Below are 19,100 nucleotides of genomic sequence, written 5' to 3' on the forward strand. Positions count from 1 at the left end.
TCCCGCCACGGCACCGCGAGCCGTGGCGGGACGTCCCGACGTGCGCCGGCCGACGCGGTGTCAACGCTCCCGCAACCGCCCCAGCTCTTCCAGCGTCCGGGATGCGGTGCGGGCCAGCCCCGGCCGGTTGTGTACGAATCGGCGGGCGGCTCGCACCGGCTCCCGCCCCAGCCGGTAGGGGGCACCGCCCGGCCCCGGGCGTACCACGGCGCCGGCGTGCACTCTCAGGTCACGCGTCTTGAACGACTCCTTGTAGCGCGCCGGCCCGCTGCCCAGGTCGACCAGCTCGATCCCGTCGGCGGCGGCCGCCTCCAGCATCCGCGACAACAGCAGGAGCCCGGGGGAGTACTTGCCGTAGGTGCGGTCGTACGCCGGGAACCACCAGGACAGGACCGTGGGCGAACGCAGCCCGAAGTGGGCGGCCACGGGCCGGCCGGCGGCGTAGAGCACGGACAGCACTCCTCGGCACTCGGGGTCGTCGCTCCGGGCGAGCAAATCCACCAGCCGGATGATCCACGCCTGCGCGAACCGGTCCCGTCGGCCCGTCCGCCGGTACTGGGCGGACTTCCACCGCATGAGCGCCCGTAACGCCCCGGGGTCCGGGTCGTCGTACACGAAGCGCACCTCACCGACCTGACGGGCGAGTTTCCGCTCTTTGGCGAGGGTCTGTTTGAGGAAACCCGGCGAGTTCCCGCGCAGGCTCTCCGTGTACCGCTCGAATCCGTCACCGAGGTCGACGACGGGGGAAGCCAGTTCCTCGGCCGCGTGGGGCAGGAACAGGTCCTATCCGGCCTCGAGATTGTCGAACTCCCAGGACGAGAGGGCACAGGCCCGCAGCAGTGCCCGGGCGTCGAGATGGATGCCGTCGCGCAGGACGGCGCCCTGACTGTCCGAGACTCCGAGTCCGATGGCCCGCCCGCGACCGGCGAAGCCCCGCTCGTACGGAAAGTAACCGACCGGGAACCCGTCCTCCCGCAGCACCGCGACCCCGGCCCGCGGCCTGACCAGTCCGACCGCCGCGGTGAACGCCGGGTCCAGGAACGGATTCGCCGGGGCTCCGGAGGCGGCCCTGATCTCCCGCCAGATCTTCCGGTCGTCCACGCCGAGCTCTGCCGGCCCGACCACGTCTATGCGCTTATCGGACATTCGCCTGCCTCCTGCGTCATCGGAACTCCGGACACACGAAGGCCTGCTGGACACCGCGTCTCGGCGGGCAGTACTCAGGCCGCGCGGCGCAGGCCTTGTCGGTACTGCGTTGCTCAGCAGCGAAACGTCTGCAGCTCGGGTGCGCCGCGGGCACCCCCGCCCGCTCCCGGCCCGCCCGCCGGTCCCCTCGGGCCAAGGTCCGTGCCGCCCGGCCACGCGGCGCAGTCCGGCGCCGGGGCGCAGACGACGGCGCCGTCGTCGGCCCCGACCGCTTCCGCGGCCCTCGGCGACCGGACGGCGACATGGCGGAGCACGGGGTCCTCTTCGCACGGGCCCGGCTCCCCGGCCTCTTCGACCGTCACTGCCACCGTCACCGCTGCCGATACCCCCGCGGAGTCCCGGGCCGGACCCGGCTCCGCGGGCCCAGGCGGCCGAGGGGCGACGAGATGCAGCAGCGCCCATGCCAGCAGAACTGCCGCCGCTGCCCATCGACGCCGCACTGTCGCACTCCTGACCTGCGTCCCGGTCGGGGGCTGGCATACGGGCCGGCACTGGACCAGTCCCCCGAATTCGCCCAGTCGTGCCTCCAGTAGGCCGAGCGTGAACCGCTCAGTCAAGCCCGCGTGACACGAACCGGTACGCCTGGCCGGGCTCGGGGGACGCAGTGCTCTGTTGCCGCTTCGCACCGGGCGTCCACGGCGGGTGGACGCCCGCCGGGGCCGCGCTACCGCGTCAGGACCGACTCGGGGCCCATGACGACGACCGGCTCCTTGTCCGGGTCCAGGGCGTTGAGCAACGCGCGCATGTGCTCCTCGCTCAAGGACACGCAGGCGTTGGTCGGCCCGTCGTGGTCCACGTGGATCCAGACGCCGCCGCCCTTGTCCTCTCCCAGCGGGCGTGTCTTGTCCAGCGGGGTGGTGCCGGGCACCCGGTTGTAGTCGATGGCGATCACGTAGTCGAAGGAACCCTCCAGCGGTTCGCCCAGATGCCCGGTGCCCGACACGGCGAACTCGGGATCCTGGTCGTAGGGGAGCCGGCTCCCCGGGTCGGGCAGCCGGCCCCCGGCGTCACTGAGCCGGAAAACGCCGATGGGTGTGTGCAGGTCGCCCGCCTCGTGGTCGTCGGTCCAGCCGCGCAGACCGTTGTGGGCGGGCCAGGGACCGGCCACGGCGCGCCAGCCCTGTGCGGGGTACCGCTCGTAGAGCACCGTCTGCGCCTCGTACGAACTCTCCGTGGCGCCCGTGACCACCAGCGCCTGCCGGGAGGCGTCGGGGACCCGGGCCCGCATCGCCGGTCCGAGCCCGGGAAGAGGGCGTGGAAAGGAGCGCGGGGGAGCGGGCCGCGGGGAGGCCGGCTGTGACGCGGATCTGCCGGGCGTCTGCGCGTCCTGGGAGGAGGCGCCCGACTGCTGCTGGGCGCAACCGGTCCCCAGCACGCCGGTGCACATGACAGCGCCGATCACCAGGGCCAGCGCTTTCCTGACGGTCATATCGATCTCCGACTCCGTGTGTGGACTACTCATTGCTAGACCACTTACGGAACCGGGTTGTGCGGCCGCCTCGCCGTCTCCCCCGTTTGGCGCAGGGAAGTGAGGACGCGGCCGCCCCCACGGATCACTGCGGCGCGGCCGCCGCGGCTGCCTGCTCCTTGGCCTCCAGGCGCAGAACGGGAAGCTCCCGCCGGAACCCGCGGGTGAGTACGCCCAGAGAAGCGATGCCGAGGACGAGCCACGCGCTGCCGAGCAGTACGGCGGCGCGGTCCGGCTTGGTCAGCAGGTACACGTCGGCGGCGGCGCCGAGGACCGGCAGGACGACGTGGGTGAGGACGGGCCGCGCCCGGCAGCGGACCTTCGTCGCCCAGCAGACGGACCTGTACCGGCGTGTCCTCGACGAGGGCGCGGACAGCGGCGAGTTCCGTCTCGCCGCCCCCGCGGAGCAGGTCGAGGAACGACTCCTGTGCCATGCGCGGCTGATGACCGGAATGTGACGACACTCCGGCACGCCGTCACGGGCCCCGGCTCGCAACATCGTTGCCGCTCACACCCCTTACTCACTGGTGGGGCTCGGACATGCCGTGTAGCGTCAGTAGCAGATGTCGTGGTTCGCCCAGACCGCCCGCGCCGGAGTGCGGGCGGTTTGCTGTGCAATGCCGGAGGACCAGGACGACCACCTCCGGGTTCGCACGGTGCGGATCCGATATCGGCTGAAAGGCAAAGGCATGGCCAGCGGAACCGTCAAGTGGTTCAACTCTGAAAAGGGCTTCGGCTTCATCGCGCAGGACGGCGGCGGTCCCGACGTCTTCGCGCACTACTCCAACATCAACGCCTCCGGCTACCGCGAGCTGCAGGAAGGCCAGGCCGTCACCTTCGACATCACCCAGGGCCAGAAGGGCCCGCAGGCGGAGAACATCACCCCCGCCTGACCGGGAGAGCGCCGAACACGGGCACGGTGTGGGGAACCGATCGGTTCCCGGCACCGTGCCCGTTGCGGCGCCCCTCGCGCCGCGGCCCTCAGTGCAGGTGCCGCAGGAAGGCGAGCAGCGCGGCCGTCAGCTCGGAGGGCGCGTCCTCCTGGACGAGATGGCCCGCGTGGGCGATCGGCTCCCATCGGGCGCCGGGGACGGTGGCGGCGAGTTCGCGTCCCTTCGCCACGGGAATCCACGCGTCGTCCTCGCCCCAGCAGATCAGCGTCGGGACACCGATCCCGGAGTATCGGTCCTGGATCTCGTCGGTGTAGCACTGGTCGGCCTGGGCGATCTGCCGGTAGAAGGCAGGCTGCCCCGACTCGCCGAGCCAGGGCTCGACGAGCCGGTCCAGCACCGTGGGATGCAGCCCAGGGCCGCTGGCGGAACCGACGTACTCACGGACGAGAGCCCGATGGAGCGCCGGCGGCAGCTCCTCGAAGACCTCCGCGTGGTCGCGGACCAGCCGGAAGAACGGCGACCCCCAGGGCGCCAGCGCGACCGGATCGACCAGGGCGAGGGCCCGGTAGCCGACGCCGTGCAGCAGGTGGGCCCGCAGGGCGACGGCGCCGCCGAAGTCGTGGGCGACCACAAGAGGATCCTCCAGGCCCCAGTGGTCCAGCAGCTCGGTGAAGACCCGGCCCTGGGCGGCGAGGGACACGTCCTGGCCCGCGGACTTCTCCGACATCCCGTAACCGGGCATGTCCCAGACGAACACCTGATGGTCACGCGCCAGCGAACGGGCCACCGCACGCCAGACGTACGAGGAGAACGGCGTGCCGTGCAGCAGGACCAGCGGCGGCCGGTCCGCTCCGCCCAGCCGGTTCCAGCGGACGGTCCCGGAAGCGCTGGGGAACGTCTCGGGCAACGGCCATTCGGCCATGGGTACCGCTCCTCTCGGTGGCGTCGGTCGAGCGCCGGTGCGCGGCGGCGCACCGGCCCCGATCCTTTCAGGGGGGGACCGCGGACGGGTGTCAGGGCTTGCGGGCGAGGCCGCCGTGTTCGCCGATGAGCTCCGGGGCCGCGGAGCCGGCTTCCGGACGCCAGCGGGTGACCGGGACGACCCCGGGCTCCACGAGTTCCAGGCCGTCGAAGAACGCCGTGATCTGATCGACGGTGCGCAGCACGTAGGGAGCGGCGCCGCTCTCGTTGTAGGCGTCCTGGGCCCGGTCGAATTCCGGATCGATGCCCCGCGAGCCATCGTTGACGGAGAGGTAGCTGCCGGACGGAAGCGCGTCCATCAGCCGGGTGACGATGGAACGGGCCTGGTCGTAGTCCGCCACGTGCCCCAGGATGTTGCTGAGGATGAGGGCGATGGGCCGGTCGAAGTCCAGCGTCTTGGCGGCGTCCCGCAGAACGCTGTCGGGGTCGAGCACGTCGGAGTCGATGTAGGCGGTCGCCCCCTCGGGGGTGGAGTAGAGCAGCGCGCGGGCGTGGGCGAGCACCATCGGATCGTTGTCGACGTAGACGATCCGGGTCTCGGGGGCGATGCGTTGTGCGACCTCATGGGTGTTGTCGGCGGTCGGCAGACCGGTCCCGATGTCGAGGAACTGCCGGACACCCGCCTCGGCGACCAGGTACGTGATGTTCCGGCGCAGGAAGGCGCGGCTGCTGCGGGCGATGGTGACGATGCCGGGGAAGACGGCGGTGTACGCGTCGCCGGCCTCCTCGTCGACCGGGTAGTTGTCCTTTCCGCCCAGCCAGTAGTTCCAGATCCGGGCCGAGTGCGGCACCGAGGTGTCGATCTTCTGGTGCGCTGCGTTGCCGGGTGTCGTCACAGGGTCGCTCATGGGTACGGTCCGTCTTTCAGCCGAGGCGTGGGTGCTTGACCACAACCTACGTCGCAACGGCCTTCTCCTGTACACCGGTTCGGAGCCCGGCGGAAAACGGGGCGCGGAATGCCGGCGGTTGTGCCAGGGTGGCCGGTCGGTAGACCGTCGTCCCCCCGGGGCTCGTCCCGCTCGTGTCAGGAGTGTCCGATGACACCGTCTCGTCTGGTTCCGTTGCTGGAACAGTTCGACTGGGCGTGCGAGCGCCTCACCGGCCGCATGGCCGGGCCGGTCATGGACAGCGGGGACGGTTCGCGGACCGGGGTGGGCCCCCTGACGGACGAGGAGTACTTCTGGGAGCCGGTGCCGGACTGCTGGTCGGTCCGGCGGCGGGCGGACGGTCCGGGACGGCACGCGACCTCTCTGGCCGGCGCCGGTGACTGGGGCAGGGACACCGCGCCCCACCCGCATCCCTCACCGCCGCCCTTCACGACCCTCGCGTGGCGGCTGAGCCACCTCAGCGAGATGCTCTTCCTGCGGGCCGATCACACGGTGGGCACCCACAGGCTCACCCGCGACGACCATGCCGTCAGTGGAGGCGCGGCGGAAGCGGTCGCGGCCTTCGACACGGGCGCGAAGGCCTGGCGGAACGCGCTGCTGAACATCGACGACGCCGCGCTGGACACCGTCGGCCGGTGCACGTACCCCCACGGCAGTGACGCCGAGGACCCCTTCATCGACATCGTCTGGTGGGTCAACCAGGAGGTACTGCACCACGGAGCCGAGATCGGCCTGTTGCGCGACCTGTACCGTGCCGGAACGTCGTCCGGCACCCCCTAGAGGCGCGGCGCGCCCGTCACCGACATCATCAGTGAGTACAGGGACGTGGTGGCCGTGATGAACAGGCGGTTGTTCTTCGGGCCGCCGAAGGCGATGTTGGAGACGGGCTCGGGCACGCGCAGCCGGCCGATGAGGGTGCCGTCGGGGTCGTAGCAGTGGACACCGTCGTCCAGCGCGGCGGCCCACAGGCGGCCCTCGTCGTCGAAGCGGATGTTGTCGAAGTGCACGTCCCCGCGGGCCTCGGCGAAGACCTTCCCGTCGGAGAGTGTGCCGTCCTCGCGGATGTCGAACGCGTGGATCCGGGCGGCCCGGGAGTCGGAGACGAACAGCCGCTTCTCGTCCGGGGACAGGATGACGCCGTTGGGCCCCTCGAAACCGTCGGCGGCGAGCCGCACGTCACCGGACACCGGGTCGATCCGGTACACGTTGCACGCGCCGATCTCGGACTCGGCGCGGTGGCCCTCGTAGTCGCTGGTGATGCCGAAGTCCGGGTCGGAGAACCAGACCGTGCCGTCGGAGCGTACGACGGAGTCGTTCGGGCTGTTGAGCCGCTTGCCGTCGTAGCGGTCGGCGAGGACGGTCACGGTGCCGTCGGGTTCGGTGCGCGTGACGCGGCGGTTGCCCTGCTCGCAGGTGACCAGGCGGCCCTGACGGTCGAGGGTGTTCCCGTTGCTGTGGCCGGCCGCAGTGCGGAAGACGCCGACCGTGCCAGTGGCCTCGTCCCAGCGCATGATGCGGTCGTTGGGGATGTCGCTCCAAACCAGCTGGCGCCAGGCGGGGAGGTACAGCGGGCCCTCGGCCCAGCGGCAGCCGTCGTGCAGGACCTCCAGCCTGCTGTCGCCGTTCGCGCAGCGTCCGGTGCGGAAGCGGTCGTCCAGGATCTCGTACGGGCCGTCGGTGGACATGGTGTCCTCTCAGCGGAAATGATCAGGATTTCATTCAACCTAACATGGCTATTACCGAATCAGATACTGTTCATACATGAAGTCGGTAGATGAGATTGACCGTCGGCTGATCGCGTTGCTCCAGCGGAACGCCACCCGGCCGTACGCCGCTCTGGGCAAGGAGGTCGGCCTGTCGGCGGGCGCCGCCCACGAGCGCGTCCGCAAGCTGCGCGAACAGGGCGTCATCAGGGCCACCACGGTCGACGTCGACCCCGAGGCGCTCGACCGCGGCGTCCTCGCCTTCGTGCTGGTGGACTCCACGGCGTGGATGGGGGACCGGGCCGAGGACTTCGCCGCCGTGCCGGAGATCCAGGAGGCGCACGTCATCGCCGGCAGCGCGGCCGTCCTGGTCAAGGTACGCACGGCCACCACCGAACGGCTCCAGGACGTGCTGCGTCGCCTCTACGCGATCGACGGGGTCAGCGGGACCCAGGCGACGGTGGTCCTGGAGACGTTCTTCGAACGGCCGTTGGACGCCGGTTAGAGACCTGTGCGCGCCCGCTCACGGGGCCGCGCCGACGCCGCGGAAAGCGCCCCGAGCCAGTCGGCCAGGGCCTCCGGCACGATGGGTGAGGCCAGCTGACCACGCGGCACGGCGGCGGCCTCCGGCACGGCCGGTGCCAGGCCCATGCGGTCCCAGATCTCAAGAGTGCGTGGCTGGACACCTGCGGCCCTCGCGTACGGGAGGCGGGCCGGCAGCCGGTCGACGATCCGGCAGCGCACTCCGCGCCGGCACGGTTCGGCGGCCGCGCCGGGGCCGGCCGCGCGCTCCCACGGCCTCCGGAGAGCCGGGACTTCCGGTCAGCCGAGCGCGAAGGGGAGTCCTGCGGCCGGCTCCCCCAGTGCCGCCGCCTCCGCTTCGGTCGGAACGCGCCGGCCGGTGCCGATCAGCAACGCGTCCTTGTCGGTGAACGACGGGGCAAACGTCACGCCGACGATCTTCTCCAGCAGCTCGCGCGACCGGGCGAGCCCTTCGGCGGGCGGTTCCACCGGGTCCGGGAGGTGGGCGATCGGGTCGAGGTGGTGCAGTGTCCATTCCAGGACGTACGCGGAGAGGTAGTCGCCCGCGGTGAGCACCTCGTCGCGGGTGCCGACCCGGGCCGCGGGATCCGCGAGTCCGGCGGCGCGACCGGCGGCGGAACCCACGTCGTCCAGATGGAACCTGAGCAGCCACGGCTCCTCGTACGCCGCGGCCAGGCGGACGATCAGCGCGTCGAGCGGGTCGTCGCCGGTCGGGGCTTCGACGATGTTCCAGTAGGTCACCGCGTCCCGGGTCGGTTCCGTGGCGGCGGGGGTGGCGAGGGTGATCAGGACGTCCTGGGCGTCGATGATCAGGTGGCACACCAGGTCGCGTACGAGCCAGCCGGTGCAGCCGGACGGCCGCGCGAAGTCCTCGTCGGGGACTTCGGCGACCGCGGTGCGCAACGCCGTCCAGGAGCTGGAGAAGAGATCCACGGCCGCAAGCTGGAAGGGCCGACCGTTCGGCTGCGACCGACTTCGTTCGCCCGAGATCGCGCCGCGGTACTCAGACCCGGGCCACGAAGCTGACCTCGACCAGCAGTTCACGGAAGGCCAGCCGCGGGGTGCCGATCATCGTGCTGGTCACCTGTGGGTCCGGTCGGCCGTAGGCTTCCTTGCGCACCGGCCCCGCCGCGGCGTCGGCCGCGTCGACATCGATCGCGTAGATGACCTCTTCGACGACGTCGTTCATCGACGCGCCGAACCGCTCGAGCAGCACTGCCGCGTTGGCATAGCATTGGCGCAACTGTTCGCCCGTGCGGGAGAAGTCGGTGACCAGCCCGGAGTCATCCACCGGAGCGGGGGCGATGAGATCCGTCCCGTCGTGCGCGACCTGTCCGGAGAGGTGAATGGTGTCGCCGCGCTTGACCGCCTGAACGTATCCGTAATCCCTCTCCCAGGGGACTCCGAAGTTTTCCACCTGACGTGCGTTGCTCATGGGCACTCCCATCATCAAAAGCGGGTCGAAGAGTGAGACTGCCGAAACCGTAGGAGAACCGGGCCCGACCGAACCAGACTCGGTCGTGCCACTTACGGCAAGGATCGTGCCAGGACCCCGAACCAGGCCGAACGGCCGTGGACGTAAGCTGGATGAGAAGCAGGGGAGGGAGGGGGCGTCATTGCGATCCGAAGGTGTGCACACGGTCGTCGCGATCCTCGCGGTGCCGCGGTCCTATGCGCTGGACGTCAGCATCGCGGCGCATGTATTCGGCCGGCACCCGGGTTATCGCGTACTCGTCTGCGGAGGCCACGATGCGACCGCGGAAGTTCGCCCGACTCACTCGCCGGCTGAGACCGAATACGCCGATATCGTCGTCGTTCCAGGCTACGAGGACCCACTTCGCCCGGTCCCGGAGGAATACCTGGAAGTGCTGCGGACGGCCGCCGAGCGAGGTGCTCGTGTCGTCGCCGTCTGCACCGGTGTATTCGCTCTCGCCGCCGCCGGAATACTGAAGGGAAAGGCGGCTACGACTCATTGGCGCCACACGGACGAACTTCGAGTGGCGTACCCCGAAATCGACGTCGTGGAGAATCGACTGTTCGTCGAGGACGGGTCGATTCTCACGTCCGCGGGCGCGGGCGCGGGAATCGACGCGTGTCTCCATGTCGTCCAAGCGGATTTCGGGACCACGGCCGCGGACGGTGTGGCGAAGGACGTGGTCTTCTCCTCCGTCCGTGGCGCGGACGAGCCGCAGTACAGGGACGGGCCAGCCCCTCCTCGGGACAGTCTGCGCGCGACTCGGGAATGGGCGGTCGAGAACATCGGGTCGTCGATCACCGTGCAGCGGATGGCGGACCACAGCCTGCTGTCGCGGAGGACCTTCATCCGGCGTTTCGTGGGTGAGACTGGAATGCCTCCCATGCAATGGGTCGCCCGGCAGAGACTCCTCCGTGCGCGCCGACTCCTCGAGACCTCCGACTGGTCGGTCGAGAGGATCGCCGCGGAGACCGGGTTCGGTACGTCCGCCAATTTCCGGGCCATCTTCCGCAGAGAGGTGGGGCCGGCCCCGACCGCCTACCGGAAAGCGCACCGCGCGGAGACGGCGCCGGCCGGTGGTGTGGACCGACCCGCCTCTCAGGCGTCGGCGGGCGCGGGTTCCTCCGGCGGGTCGCTGAGCTGCTCGCGGACGTAGTTCCAGACCACCGCGATCAGCGCGGCGACCGGCACGGCGAGCAGACTGCCGACGATCCCGGCCAGGCTGCCGCCGAGTGTCACCGCCAGCAGGATCACCGCCGCGTGCAGACCGAGTCCGCGGCTCTGGATGATGGGCTGGAACACGTTGCCCTCCAACTGCTGCACCACGACGATGATCGCCAGCACGATCAGTGCGTCCGTCAGGCCGTTCGACACCAGGGCGATGAGTACCGCGACGAAGCCCGCGAACAGGGCACCCACGATGGGCACGAACGCGGACACGAACGTCAGCACCGCCAGGGGCAGTACGAGTGGCACGCCCAGGATCCACAGTCCGAGGCCGATGAAGACGGCGTCGAGCAGCCCCACGAGTGCCTGCGAGCGGACGAAGGAACCCAGGGTCTCCCAGCTGCGCAGCGCGACGGTCGGGACATCGGTGGCGAGCCGGCCGGGCAACTGGCGGGCGAGCCACGGCAGGAACCGCGGCCCGTCCTTGAGGAAGAAGAACATCAGGAAGACGCCCAGGATCGCGGTGATGAGGCCGTTGACCACGGTGCTCAGGCCGGTGGCCACCGTGTTGACCACGCTGCCGATGCTGTCCTGGACGCGCGCCATCGCGGAGTCGAGCGCACTGGTGATCTGGCCGTCGTCGATGTTCAGCGGCGGCCCCGCGGCCCAGTCGCGCAGCCGGTCGATGCCTTCCACCACGCCGGCGGTCAACTCGTCGGTCTCGGAGGACATCGGCACCGCGATCAGCGCCACGATGCCCGTGACGGCCAGGAGGAACCCCACGGTCACCACCGCCGCGGCCAACGCGGGACGCCACCCGTGCCGCCGCAGGAAACGGGCCGAGGGCCAGGTCAACGTGGTCAGGAGCAGACCGACTATCAGCGGCCACACGACCGACCACATGCGGCCGAGGAGCCACAGGACCACCGCGAGCATGACAAGTATCAGCAGCAACTCGGCAGAGGTGCGCGCGGTGGTGCGGAGCGCGGCGCGGGTCCTCGCGGAACTCAATCTGGCAGACATGGGATCACCTTATGGCGACGCCTGTTGCCCTCCGCGCCCGAGTCCTTCCTTCAAGGTCCTTCCTTCAAGGGCGAAAGCCGGTTCAGGAAACGTTGACCCAGTCGAGCGTGCGCTCCACCGCCGCCTTCCATCCGGCGTACCCTTGCGCGCGCCGGTCCTGCGGCCACTGCGGTTCCCAGCGCCTGGACTCGTGCCAGTGGGTGCGCAGTTCATCGGTGTCCCGCCAGAACCCCGTGGCCAGTCCCGCCGCGTACGCCGCGCCGAGTGCGGTGGTCTCCGCGACGACGGGACGGCTGACCGGTACGCCGAGGACGTCTGCCTGGATCTGCATGCAGAGGTCGTTGGCGGTCACACCCCCGTCGACCTTGAGCACGTCTAGGTGGACACCGGAGTCCTGTTCCATGGCTTCGACGACGTCGCGGCTCTGGTAGCAGATGGCTTCCAGGGTCGCCCGGGCCAGGTGCGCGTTGTCGTTGTACCGGGCGAGGCCGACGATCGCCCCCCGGGCGTCGGAACGCCAGTAGGGGGCGAACAGGCCCGAGAAGGCGGGGACGAAGTACATGCCGCCGTTGTCGTCGACGGTACGGGCGAGCTCCTCGCTCTCGGCCGCCGTCTTGATGATCTTCATCTGGTCGCGCAGCCACTGCACGGCGGACCCCGTCACGGCGATGGAGCCCTCGAGCGCGTAGACCACCGGGCTGTCGCCGAACTGGTAGGCCACGGTGGTGAGGAGGCCGTGCTGGGAGCGGACCAGTTCCGTGCCGGTGTTGAGCACCAGGAAGTTGCCGGTGCCGTAGGTGTTCTTGGCCTCGCCGGGCGCGAAGCAGACCTGTCCGACGGTGGCCGCCTGCTGGTCGCCCAGGACCCCGCCGATGGGAATGGCGGCGCGCAACGGCCGGGAGGTCCGGGCCGCTCCGTACGCCTCCGCGTGCGACGAGGCGTTGATGGTGGGGAGCATCGACCGGGGGATGCCGAAGAAGCCCAGCAGTTCGTCGTCCCAGTCGAGCGTCTCCAGGTCCATCAGCATGGTCCGGCTCGCGTTGGTCACGTCGGTGGCGTGGATGCCGCTGTCGGGGCCGCCGGTCAGGTTCCACAGGACCCAGGCGTCCGTGTTGCCGAAGAGGGCGTGCCCCGCTTCCGCCGCTTCGCGGACGCCGTCGACGTTCTCCAGGATCCACTGGATCTTTCCGGCGGAGAAGTAGGTCGCCGGCGGCAGTCCGGCCTTGCGGCGGATGACGTCACCCCGGCCCGAACGGTCGAGGTCCGCGGCGATGGCGTCGGTGCGGGTGTCCTGCCACACGATGGCGTTGTAGTAGGGGCGGCCGTTGCGCCGGTCCCAGACCACGGTGGTCTCCCGCTGGTTGGTGATGCCGATGGCGGCCAGGTCGGTTCCCGAGAGTCCGCTGTGGCGCAGGGCGTTCTGCATCACCGAGTTGGTGCGCTCCCAGATCTCCACCGGGTCGTGTTCCACCCATCCGGAGCGGGGGAGGATCTGTTCGTGTTCCAGTTGGTGCTTCGCCACCTCGTTGCCGCCGTGGTCGAAGACCATGAATCGGGTACTGGTGGTCCCCTGGTCCACCGCGCCGATGAAGTCCGCCATGCTGTGCCGCCTCTCCGGCCGGTGTCAGTCTTCCGGCGCCGGTACGCGCCCCGTGGGCTCCGGCTCCGCCGCGGGCAGGAACCGGCCGATGAGAACCTTGTACAGACCCGCACCGAGCACGCCACCGATCAGCGGGCCGAGGATGGGCACCCAGAAGTAGAGGTTCCCGTACTGATCCCGCCATGCTCCGCCGTATCCGGTGAGGAAGCTGGCCAGCCGGGGGCCGAAGTCACGGGCGGGGTTGATGGCGTAGCCCGCGTTGGTGCCGAAGGCCATTCCGATCGCGACCACGACCAGGCCGATGACGAACGGGGCCAGGTTCGCGCCCGGCGGTGTGTTCAGCATGTCCGTGATGGCCATGATGAGCAGCAGCAGGATGGCGGTGCCGATGACCTGGTCGCGGAAGGCACCCCACTCGTGGACCGGGAGAGCGGTGTTGCCGTTGGCGGGCAGCGTGGAGAACACGGTCTGCGTCTTGATGGTGTGACCGGGGTCGGCCTTCGCCAGCGCTTCGGTGTAGTTCCAGCGGACGAGGAGAGCGGCGACGAAGGCACCGGCCGTCTGGGCCAGCGCGTAGGGCGCCACCTTGCGCCACGGAAACCCCTTGAACGCCGCGAGCGCGACGGTCACCGCGGGGTTGATGTGGGCGCCGCTCAGCCTGGCCGCCACGTAGACGCCCAGGGTGACGCCGAGACCCCACGCCCAGGAGATGCTGTCGTGGTCCCCGAGGCCACCTTCCGGATCCGTGAGGGCGCCGCCCGCGGTCACTTGGGCCACCACGCCGCAGCCGAAGAGGATGAGGACCATCGTGCCGGCGAATTCGGCCGACAGTTCACCGATCAAGCCGGACCTTTTGAGCCGTTCAGCCATGGAAGCTCACCTTCCGCCGGCTGAACCGGCCTCGACTGTCCGAGCCTCTCATTCGGAAGATTAGGGTCGTGAGCGGCAAGTCGCACATAGAGTACGACCGTCTGCCCGAACGTTCGCCGTCAGCCGGCGTGGTCCAGGGCCGGGGCGATCACGGCGAAGGCGCGGTCGGTCAGTTCGAGGGGGTCCTCGGCACCGTCGCTGTCGCTCCAGCGCCGGAGCACGGTGTTGAACGCGGTCAGTGCCATCCCGGCGGCCAGTTGCGGGTGGAGATCGGTGCCGGGGGGGAGTCCCGGGCGACGCGCCAGCTCCGCCGTCAGGTCGTCACGCCACTGCTCCTGACGCTCCAGGAAGCGGGCGTGCAGGGCGGGAGTGCGCAGGATCAGCTGAACTACCCGCAGCGCCCTGTCGGAGTGGTCGGCGCAGTCCGCGATGGGAACCGAGACGGCGTTTCGCAGCGCCGCGGAGGGCGGTTCCCCGCCGGGGCGGGACGCCAGCTCCGTGCGCATGCCGGCGCCCATGTCGGTCAGGAACTGAACGACCACGTCCTCCTTGGACGCGAAGTACCGGAAGAACGTTCGCTTGGACACTCCGGCGGAGGTCGCGATCTCGTCGATGGTGACCGCGTCGAAACCCTTCGACGCCAGCAACTGCAGGGCTGCTTCGGTCAGTTCGTCCGAGACGAGTTGACGTTTGCGCTGGGCCAGGCTGCCTTCGGGGCGAGTGCTCACCATGTCATGGTAACTCAATGCCTTTCATGGCACCAAGAGGCGTATTGACACTTGGTGACACAGACGACAGTCTGTGTCGCATGACCCAGCAGCAGCATTGGACTGCCGAGCGGATTCCGGACCAGACCAAGCGGGTGTTCGTCGTCACCGGAGCCAACAGCGGCCTCGGCCTGGCGACCACCCGGGCGCTCGTCCGCAGGGGCGGGCACGTGATCCTCGCGGTACGTGACGAGGAGAAGGGCAGGCGGGCGGTCGCGGAGATCACCGCCGAGCAACCGGACGCCCGCCTTGAAGTGCGCCGGCTCGACCTGGCCGATCTCGACTCGGTCCGGTCCTTCGCCCGCCAGGTGCACGCCGACCTCCCACGGTTCGACGTGCTCGTCAACAACGCCGGCATCATGGCGCCGCCTCGACGCCTGAGCGCGCAGGGACACGAGATGCAGTTCGCCTGCAACCACCTCGGCCACTTCGCGCTCACCGGACTGCTGCTCGACCTGCTGGCCGCGGGGGACGAGCCCCGTGTGGTCACGACGACTTCGACCAACCACCGGCAGGGACGGCTCTTCTTCGACGACCTCGCCGGCGAGCGCCACTACTCACCCATGGCCTTCTACAACCAGTCCAAGTTCGCCAACGCGGTTTTCGGACGGGAACTCCACCGACGGCTGACCGAGGCCGGCAGCCCGGTGCGCAGCCTGCTCGCGCATCCCGGCTACACCGCCACCAACCTTCAGACGAGTGCGCCGACCGGCATGGTGAGGATGCTGTTCGGCCGCATTCTCATCCCGCTCGCCCAGCCCCCGGGCCGGGGCGCGCTGCCGCAGCTGTACGCGGCGACCGACCCGAGTGCGCAGGGCGGGGAGTTCATCGGGCCGGACGGCCTGGCGGAGCTGCGCGGCGGACCGGCGCGGGTAGGGCTGTCACCCGCGGCGGCGGACGCCGAGACCGGCCGGCGCCTGTGGGAGTTGTCGGAGCGGCTGACCGATGTGCGCTTCCCGCTCCGGACCGTGCCCGACTGAACCCGCCGTCCCGTTCGGTCGGACGACCGCCCCCGCTGCGGCCCGTGCAGGCTGTGCGACGCACGTCTTCGTCACCGGCGCGAGGGCGGACCGATGGGCAGCCGGCGCTTGTGGTCGGTCAGCCGGTAGCGGGTGACGATCTTCTCGAAGGCCTGCTCGTCCACCGGCTTGCCCTCCAGGAAGTCGTCGATGTCCTCGTACGTGACTCCGAGCGCCTCCTCGTCGGCCTTGCCGGGGTCGAGGGTCTCCAGGTCGGCCGTCGGGACCTTCTGCACCAGCTCAGCGGGCGCGCCCAGCGCGTCCGCGACGGCGCGCACGCGACGCTTGGTCAGGCCGGTCAGCGGGACCAGGTCGGCGGCCCCGTCGCCGAACTTGGTGAAGAAGCCGGAGACGGCCTCGGCCGCGTGGTCGGTGCCGACGACCAGTCCGTCGTGCGCGCCGGCCACGGCGTACTGGGCGATCATGCGCTGCCTGGCCTTGACGTTGCCTTGCACGAAGTCCTGGTGCCGGGCGTCGCGGAAGGTCACACCACCGGCGACCAGCGCCTCGAGCGCGGCGTCGCTCGCCGGCTTGATGTCCACCGTCAGCACGTGGTCGGCCTTGATGAAGGAGAGCGCGAGCTGGGCATCGTGCTCGTCGGCCTGGACCCCGTGAGGCAGCCGCATCGCGTAGAAGCCCGCCTCGTGTCCCTCGGCCCGCGCCCGTTCGACGGCGAGCTGGCACAGCCTGCCCGCGGTGGTCGAGTCGACACCGCCGCTGATGCCGAGCACGAGCGTGCGCAGACCGGTGGAGGTCAGCCGCTCGGTAAGGAAGGCCACCCGGCGTTCGATCTCCTGTTCGGCGTCGAAGGTCTCCGCGACCTCCAGTTCCCGGGCGATCTCCAGTTGCAGAGTGATGGACGCCGGCTCGCTCAATTCCGCTCCTCGTTCGATTCCCTGGGGGCTTCTCAGCCACCCTACCCAGGGGGCGCACATCCCCTCCGGCCGGTCCGGCCCCGGGTCAGCGGCCCCTGCGTACCCGCGCCGCCGCACGGGCTTCCGCGGCCTTGCGGGCCTCGGCGGTCTTGCGGGACTCCTTCGCGGGGCGGCCCGAACGGGCGCCGAGGCCGCGGAAGGGAGCGTTGCCGCCGCTGGTCTGCGGCCCGGTCGGCGGGCGTTTGGCACCGGTGATGGTGGTCAGCTTCTGTTCGCCGGAGCGCACCGGGGTGACGGTCGGCCGGATTCCGGCGTCGGACATCATCCGGTTCACCTCGCGCCGCTGGTCGGGGGTGACCAGGGTGACCACGCTTCCGGACTGTCCGGCGCGCGCCGTACGCCCGCCGCGGTGCAGGTAGTCCTTGGCGTCGGCCGGCGGATCGACATTGACGACGAGGTCGAGGGCGTCGACGTGGATGCCCCGCGCCGCGACGTTGGTGGCCACCAGCACGGTGACCCGGCCCTCCACGAACTGGGCGAGCGTGTGCGTGCGCTGTGGCTGGGACTTCCCGCTGTGCAGGGCGGCGGCCCGGACGCCGCTGGCCCGCAGGTGACGGGTGAACCGGTCGACCCCGGCCTTGGTGTCCAGGAACATCAGCACCCGGCCGTCGCGTGCGGCGATCTCGGTCGCGGTCGCGTACTTGTCGGCGGGGTGGATGGTCAGTACGTGGTGTTCCATCGTGGTGACCGAGGCCGACGCCGGGTCGACCGATGCGTGAACCGGATCGTGCAGGTGGCTCCGCACCAGCTGGTCGACGTCGCGGTCGAGCGTGGCGGAGAACAGCAGCCGCTGCCCGTCGGCGGGCACCTGGTCCAGGATCCCCGAGACCTGGGGCAGGAAGCCCAGGTCACACATCTGGTCCGCCTCGTCCAGCACCGTGATCCGCACGTCGTTCAGGTGGCAGTCACGACGGGACACCAGGTCGGCCAGCCGCCCCGGTGTCGCGACGACCACCTCGGCGCCGCCGCGCAGCTGCGCCGCCTGCCGGTTGATCGCCAGCCCGCCGACCACCGTCGCCAGTCGTACGTCCAGCGCCTGCGCGTACGGGGTGAGCGCGTCGCTCACCTGCTGTGCGAGTTCCCGCGTCGACACGAGGACCAGCGCGAGCGGACGCTTCGACTCCGCCCGCAGGCCCGCGGTCCGGACGAGCAGGGCCAGGCCGAAGGCCAGCGTCTTGCCGGAGCCGGTCCGCGCGCGGCCGAGGACGTCGCGGCCGGCCAGCGCGTCGGGCAGGGTCGCCGCCTGGATCGGGAAGGGCTCGGTCACCCCCAGGCCGGTCATCGTCTTCAGCAGCGCCGGCGGAAGACCGAGCGCGTCGAAAGACGCGACCGGCGGCTGGTCCGCCGACTCCGGTGGCGCTGTCGTTCGCTGGGGCTCGCCGGCCCGGGGGGCTCCGGTGGCCGACGACGGCTTCGCGTTCATGGGGGGACCTTCCTGATCAGGCGCCCGGAACGCGACCGGGTCCGTACCCCTCGGTACGGACCCGGGCGCCTCAAAGCGTGGCCCCAGTTTACCAGCGGGCACCCGGAGGCCCGGCGGTCCGGGCCTGCCCCGGTGCCGCGCCCGCCTACTTGGTTTCGACCCGTCCGAGCGGGCCGGGTCCGGTCGTCAGCTCGTCACGCGCCGCCTGCCAGGCGGAATCCCCGGGATACCGCTCGCTGCGCAGATAGGCCCAGGTGAGCCGCTGGACCGCTGACACCCGCTCGGGATCCTCGTCGGTGGTCTCGGCGACGTCGTAGCCGGCGACCCCGCCGAGCCCGTGCTCCGCGTCGAACAGGGTGCGCAGCGACTTGGGGCCGGGGGACAGGAAGTACGGATCGGTGTGCCACTCCGGCCCACGAACGCCACGGCGACCCTGCCGCGGTCCAGGCGTCCGAGGAGCTGCGTGCGGGACGGCGGCTTCCAGCACGTCGAGCTGGTCGAGAACGCGCGTCATGTCGTTGGCGAGGGGAGCGTAGCCGTTCAGTGAGGAGAGGTGGTTCGAGTGAGGACCGGCAGGACGACCGGCCCGACCGAGAGGGCGGGAGCGGGGGAGCCGGCGATGTCGGCTGTGGGGTCAGGGCCTGTTCCGTCAAGGGCTGCGACGCCCGGGGTCATCCCGAAGTCGACGGTGAGCGGTGACGCGCCGCTTGAACGCGGCGGTGGCTCCAGATGAGCAGGGCGAACAGAATGAAGCCGGAGATGATCAAGCTCGCCCCGGTGGCCCATCCGGAGTACGGCACCTGGGGGACGAGTCCCCAGACCACGCCCGCACCGACGAGGAAGAGTCCCGCCAGGACCGAGCCGGCGATACGCCAGGGTGAGGAGACGCTCTCCTCGGCCGCACGCATCGCCTGCTCGCGGACGGGGGCCACGAACCGGTCCAGTGCCGGGACGGCACGCGCCAGCAGCACCACCCCGGCGAACACGAGCAGCAGGCCCGGCCCGGGCAGTACCAGCAGGGCGACGCCGACCAGGACCAGCGCGGCGCCGAGGGTGCCCAGGGCGGCTCGCCGGATCGATTCGACACTGCGCGCCATGTCGCCCCGCCTTTCCGCGGTCGGCAAGAACTCCGGTTCCCTTC

General features: G+C 70.5%; 21 protein-coding genes and 2 pseudogenes. 6 read left to right on the top strand and 17 right to left on the bottom strand.

What is annotated here, in order from left to right; all coding sequences use genetic code 11:
* Nucleotides 1-60 precede the first annotated feature (60 nt).
* The 3 genes and pseudogenes from ACFW48_RS12600 to ACFW48_RS12610 all read right to left on the bottom strand — a co-directional run bounded on the left by ACFW48_RS12600 (nt 61) and on the right by ACFW48_RS12610 (nt 2,927).
* Nucleotides 61-1,146: pseudogene (locus ACFW48_RS12600) on the bottom strand (GNAT family N-acetyltransferase).
* Between the two features lie 724 nt (nt 1,147-1,870).
* Nucleotides 1,871-2,635, bottom strand: a complete 765-nt coding sequence (locus tag ACFW48_RS12605) for a L,D-transpeptidase family protein (protein WP_386313435.1) — start codon at nt 2,633-2,635, stop codon at nt 1,871-1,873.
* Nucleotides 2,636-2,759: 124 nt separating this feature from the next.
* Nucleotides 2,760-2,927: a hypothetical protein gene (locus ACFW48_RS12610; RefSeq protein ID WP_386313437.1), complete on the bottom strand. Its 168-nt coding sequence runs from the start codon at nt 2,925-2,927 to the stop codon at nt 2,760-2,762.
* 37 nt (nt 2,928-2,964) lie between these two features.
* On the opposite strand from ACFW48_RS12610, the gene ACFW48_RS12615 reads away from it, so the two are divergent.
* Both ACFW48_RS12615 and ACFW48_RS12620 read left to right on the top strand, forming a co-directional pair.
* On the top strand, nt 2,965-3,132 hold the full coding sequence (locus ACFW48_RS12615) for a hypothetical protein (protein ID WP_386313440.1): 168 nt from the start codon (nt 2,965-2,967) through the stop codon (nt 3,130-3,132).
* A gap of 231 nt (nt 3,133-3,363) precedes the next feature.
* Nucleotides 3,364-3,567 (top strand): cold-shock protein, encoded by a 204-nt coding sequence (locus ACFW48_RS12620; protein ID WP_028964611.1) that lies wholly within the window; start codon nt 3,364-3,366, stop codon nt 3,565-3,567.
* An 88-nt stretch (nt 3,568-3,655) separates the two neighbouring features.
* Here the strand turns inward: ACFW48_RS12620 and ACFW48_RS12625 are convergent, their stop codons facing one another.
* On the bottom strand, nt 3,656-4,489 hold the full coding sequence (locus tag ACFW48_RS12625; protein ID WP_386313443.1) for an alpha/beta fold hydrolase: 834 nt from the start codon (nt 4,487-4,489) through the stop codon (nt 3,656-3,658).
* Nucleotides 4,490-4,580: 91 nt separating this feature from the next.
* Nucleotides 4,581-5,396: an SAM-dependent methyltransferase gene (locus ACFW48_RS12630; RefSeq protein WP_386313444.1), complete on the bottom strand. Its 816-nt coding sequence runs from the start codon at nt 5,394-5,396 to the stop codon at nt 4,581-4,583.
* A 189-nt stretch (nt 5,397-5,585) separates the two neighbouring features.
* On the opposite strand from ACFW48_RS12630, the gene ACFW48_RS12635 reads away from it, so the two are divergent.
* Nucleotides 5,586-6,215: a DinB family protein gene (locus tag ACFW48_RS12635; RefSeq protein ID WP_386313447.1), complete on the top strand. Its 630-nt coding sequence runs from the start codon at nt 5,586-5,588 to the stop codon at nt 6,213-6,215.
* Here ACFW48_RS12635 and ACFW48_RS12640 read toward each other — a convergent pair.
* Nucleotides 6,212-7,120 (bottom strand): SMP-30/gluconolactonase/LRE family protein, encoded by a 909-nt coding sequence (locus ACFW48_RS12640; RefSeq protein WP_386313448.1) that lies wholly within the window; start codon nt 7,118-7,120, stop codon nt 6,212-6,214. The genes ACFW48_RS12635 and ACFW48_RS12640 overlap by 4 nt on opposite strands.
* Nucleotides 7,121-7,196: 76 nt before the next feature.
* On the opposite strand from ACFW48_RS12640, the gene ACFW48_RS12645 reads away from it, so the two are divergent.
* Nucleotides 7,197-7,643, top strand: a complete 447-nt coding sequence (locus tag ACFW48_RS12645) for an Lrp/AsnC family transcriptional regulator (protein WP_121745305.1) — start codon at nt 7,197-7,199, stop codon at nt 7,641-7,643.
* A gap of 92 nt (nt 7,644-7,735) precedes the next feature.
* On the opposite strand, the pseudogene ACFW48_RS12650 reads toward ACFW48_RS12645, so the two are convergent.
* The 3 genes and pseudogenes from ACFW48_RS12650 to ACFW48_RS12660 all read right to left on the bottom strand — a co-directional run.
* Nucleotides 7,736-7,918 (bottom strand): annotated as a pseudogene (locus ACFW48_RS12650) (FAD-dependent monooxygenase); the annotation flags it as partial.
* Nucleotides 7,919-7,960: 42 nt separating this feature from the next.
* Complete coding sequence (locus ACFW48_RS12655) at nt 7,961-8,614, bottom strand: maleylpyruvate isomerase N-terminal domain-containing protein (protein WP_386313450.1); 654 nt, start codon at nt 8,612-8,614, stop codon at nt 7,961-7,963.
* Between the two features lie 70 nt (nt 8,615-8,684).
* A complete protein-coding gene (locus ACFW48_RS12660) occupies nt 8,685-9,116 on the bottom strand; it encodes a Rid family hydrolase (RefSeq protein WP_386313451.1) in 432 nt (143 codons plus the stop codon).
* A 196-nt stretch (nt 9,117-9,312) separates the two neighbouring features.
* Here ACFW48_RS12660 and ACFW48_RS12665 point away from each other — a divergent pair, with 196 nt between their 5' ends.
* Entirely contained in the window at nt 9,313-10,311 is a 999-nt protein-coding gene (locus ACFW48_RS12665; RefSeq protein WP_386313454.1) for a GlxA family transcriptional regulator, read from the top strand.
* On the opposite strand, the gene ACFW48_RS12670 is transcribed toward ACFW48_RS12665, so the two are convergent.
* The 4 genes from ACFW48_RS12670 to ACFW48_RS12685 all read right to left on the bottom strand — a co-directional run bounded on the left by ACFW48_RS12670 (nt 10,254) and on the right by ACFW48_RS12685 (nt 14,546).
* A complete protein-coding gene (locus ACFW48_RS12670; RefSeq protein ID WP_386313457.1) occupies nt 10,254-11,345 on the bottom strand; it encodes an AI-2E family transporter in 1,092 nt (363 codons plus the stop codon). The genes ACFW48_RS12665 and ACFW48_RS12670 overlap by 58 nt on opposite strands.
* A gap of 82 nt (nt 11,346-11,427) precedes the next feature.
* Nucleotides 11,428-12,945: a glycerol kinase GlpK gene (glpK, locus tag ACFW48_RS12675; RefSeq protein ID WP_386313460.1), complete on the bottom strand. Its 1,518-nt coding sequence runs from the start codon at nt 12,943-12,945 to the stop codon at nt 11,428-11,430.
* 24 nt (nt 12,946-12,969) lie between these two features.
* Nucleotides 12,970-13,815: an MIP/aquaporin family protein gene (locus ACFW48_RS12680; RefSeq protein WP_386313463.1), complete on the bottom strand. Its 846-nt coding sequence runs from the start codon at nt 13,813-13,815 to the stop codon at nt 12,970-12,972.
* A gap of 119 nt (nt 13,816-13,934) precedes the next feature.
* Entirely contained in the window at nt 13,935-14,546 is a 612-nt protein-coding gene (locus tag ACFW48_RS12685; protein WP_386313467.1) for a TetR family transcriptional regulator, read from the bottom strand.
* Nucleotides 14,547-14,623: 77 nt separating this feature from the next.
* On the opposite strand from ACFW48_RS12685, the gene ACFW48_RS12690 reads away from it, so the two are divergent.
* Nucleotides 14,624-15,562, top strand: coding sequence for an oxidoreductase (locus ACFW48_RS12690; protein WP_386313469.1), 939 nt, complete (start codon nt 14,624-14,626; stop codon nt 15,560-15,562).
* Between the two features lie 71 nt (nt 15,563-15,633).
* On the opposite strand, the gene nadE is transcribed toward ACFW48_RS12690, so the two are convergent.
* The 4 genes from nadE to ACFW48_RS12710 form a co-directional block, all read right to left on the bottom strand.
* Nucleotides 15,634-16,476: an ammonia-dependent NAD(+) synthetase gene (gene nadE / locus ACFW48_RS12695; RefSeq protein WP_386313472.1), complete on the bottom strand. Its 843-nt coding sequence runs from the start codon at nt 16,474-16,476 to the stop codon at nt 15,634-15,636.
* An 85-nt stretch (nt 16,477-16,561) separates the two neighbouring features.
* A complete protein-coding gene (locus ACFW48_RS12700; protein ID WP_386313475.1) occupies nt 16,562-17,959 on the bottom strand; it encodes a DEAD/DEAH box helicase in 1,398 nt (465 codons plus the stop codon).
* A gap of 145 nt (nt 17,960-18,104) precedes the next feature.
* Nucleotides 18,105-18,473 (bottom strand): hypothetical protein, encoded by a 369-nt coding sequence (locus ACFW48_RS12705; protein WP_386313477.1) that lies wholly within the window; start codon nt 18,471-18,473, stop codon nt 18,105-18,107.
* A gap of 157 nt (nt 18,474-18,630) precedes the next feature.
* On the bottom strand, nt 18,631-19,056 hold the full coding sequence (locus ACFW48_RS12710; RefSeq protein WP_386313480.1) for a PGPGW domain-containing protein: 426 nt from the start codon (nt 19,054-19,056) through the stop codon (nt 18,631-18,633).
* Nucleotides 19,057-19,100 lie beyond the last annotated feature (44 nt).

The sequence above is a fragment of the Streptomyces sp. NPDC058812 genome, from assembly GCF_042744565.1.
In the GTDB taxonomy this organism is placed as follows: domain Bacteria; phylum Actinomycetota; class Actinomycetes; order Streptomycetales; family Streptomycetaceae; genus Streptomyces; species Streptomyces thinghirensis.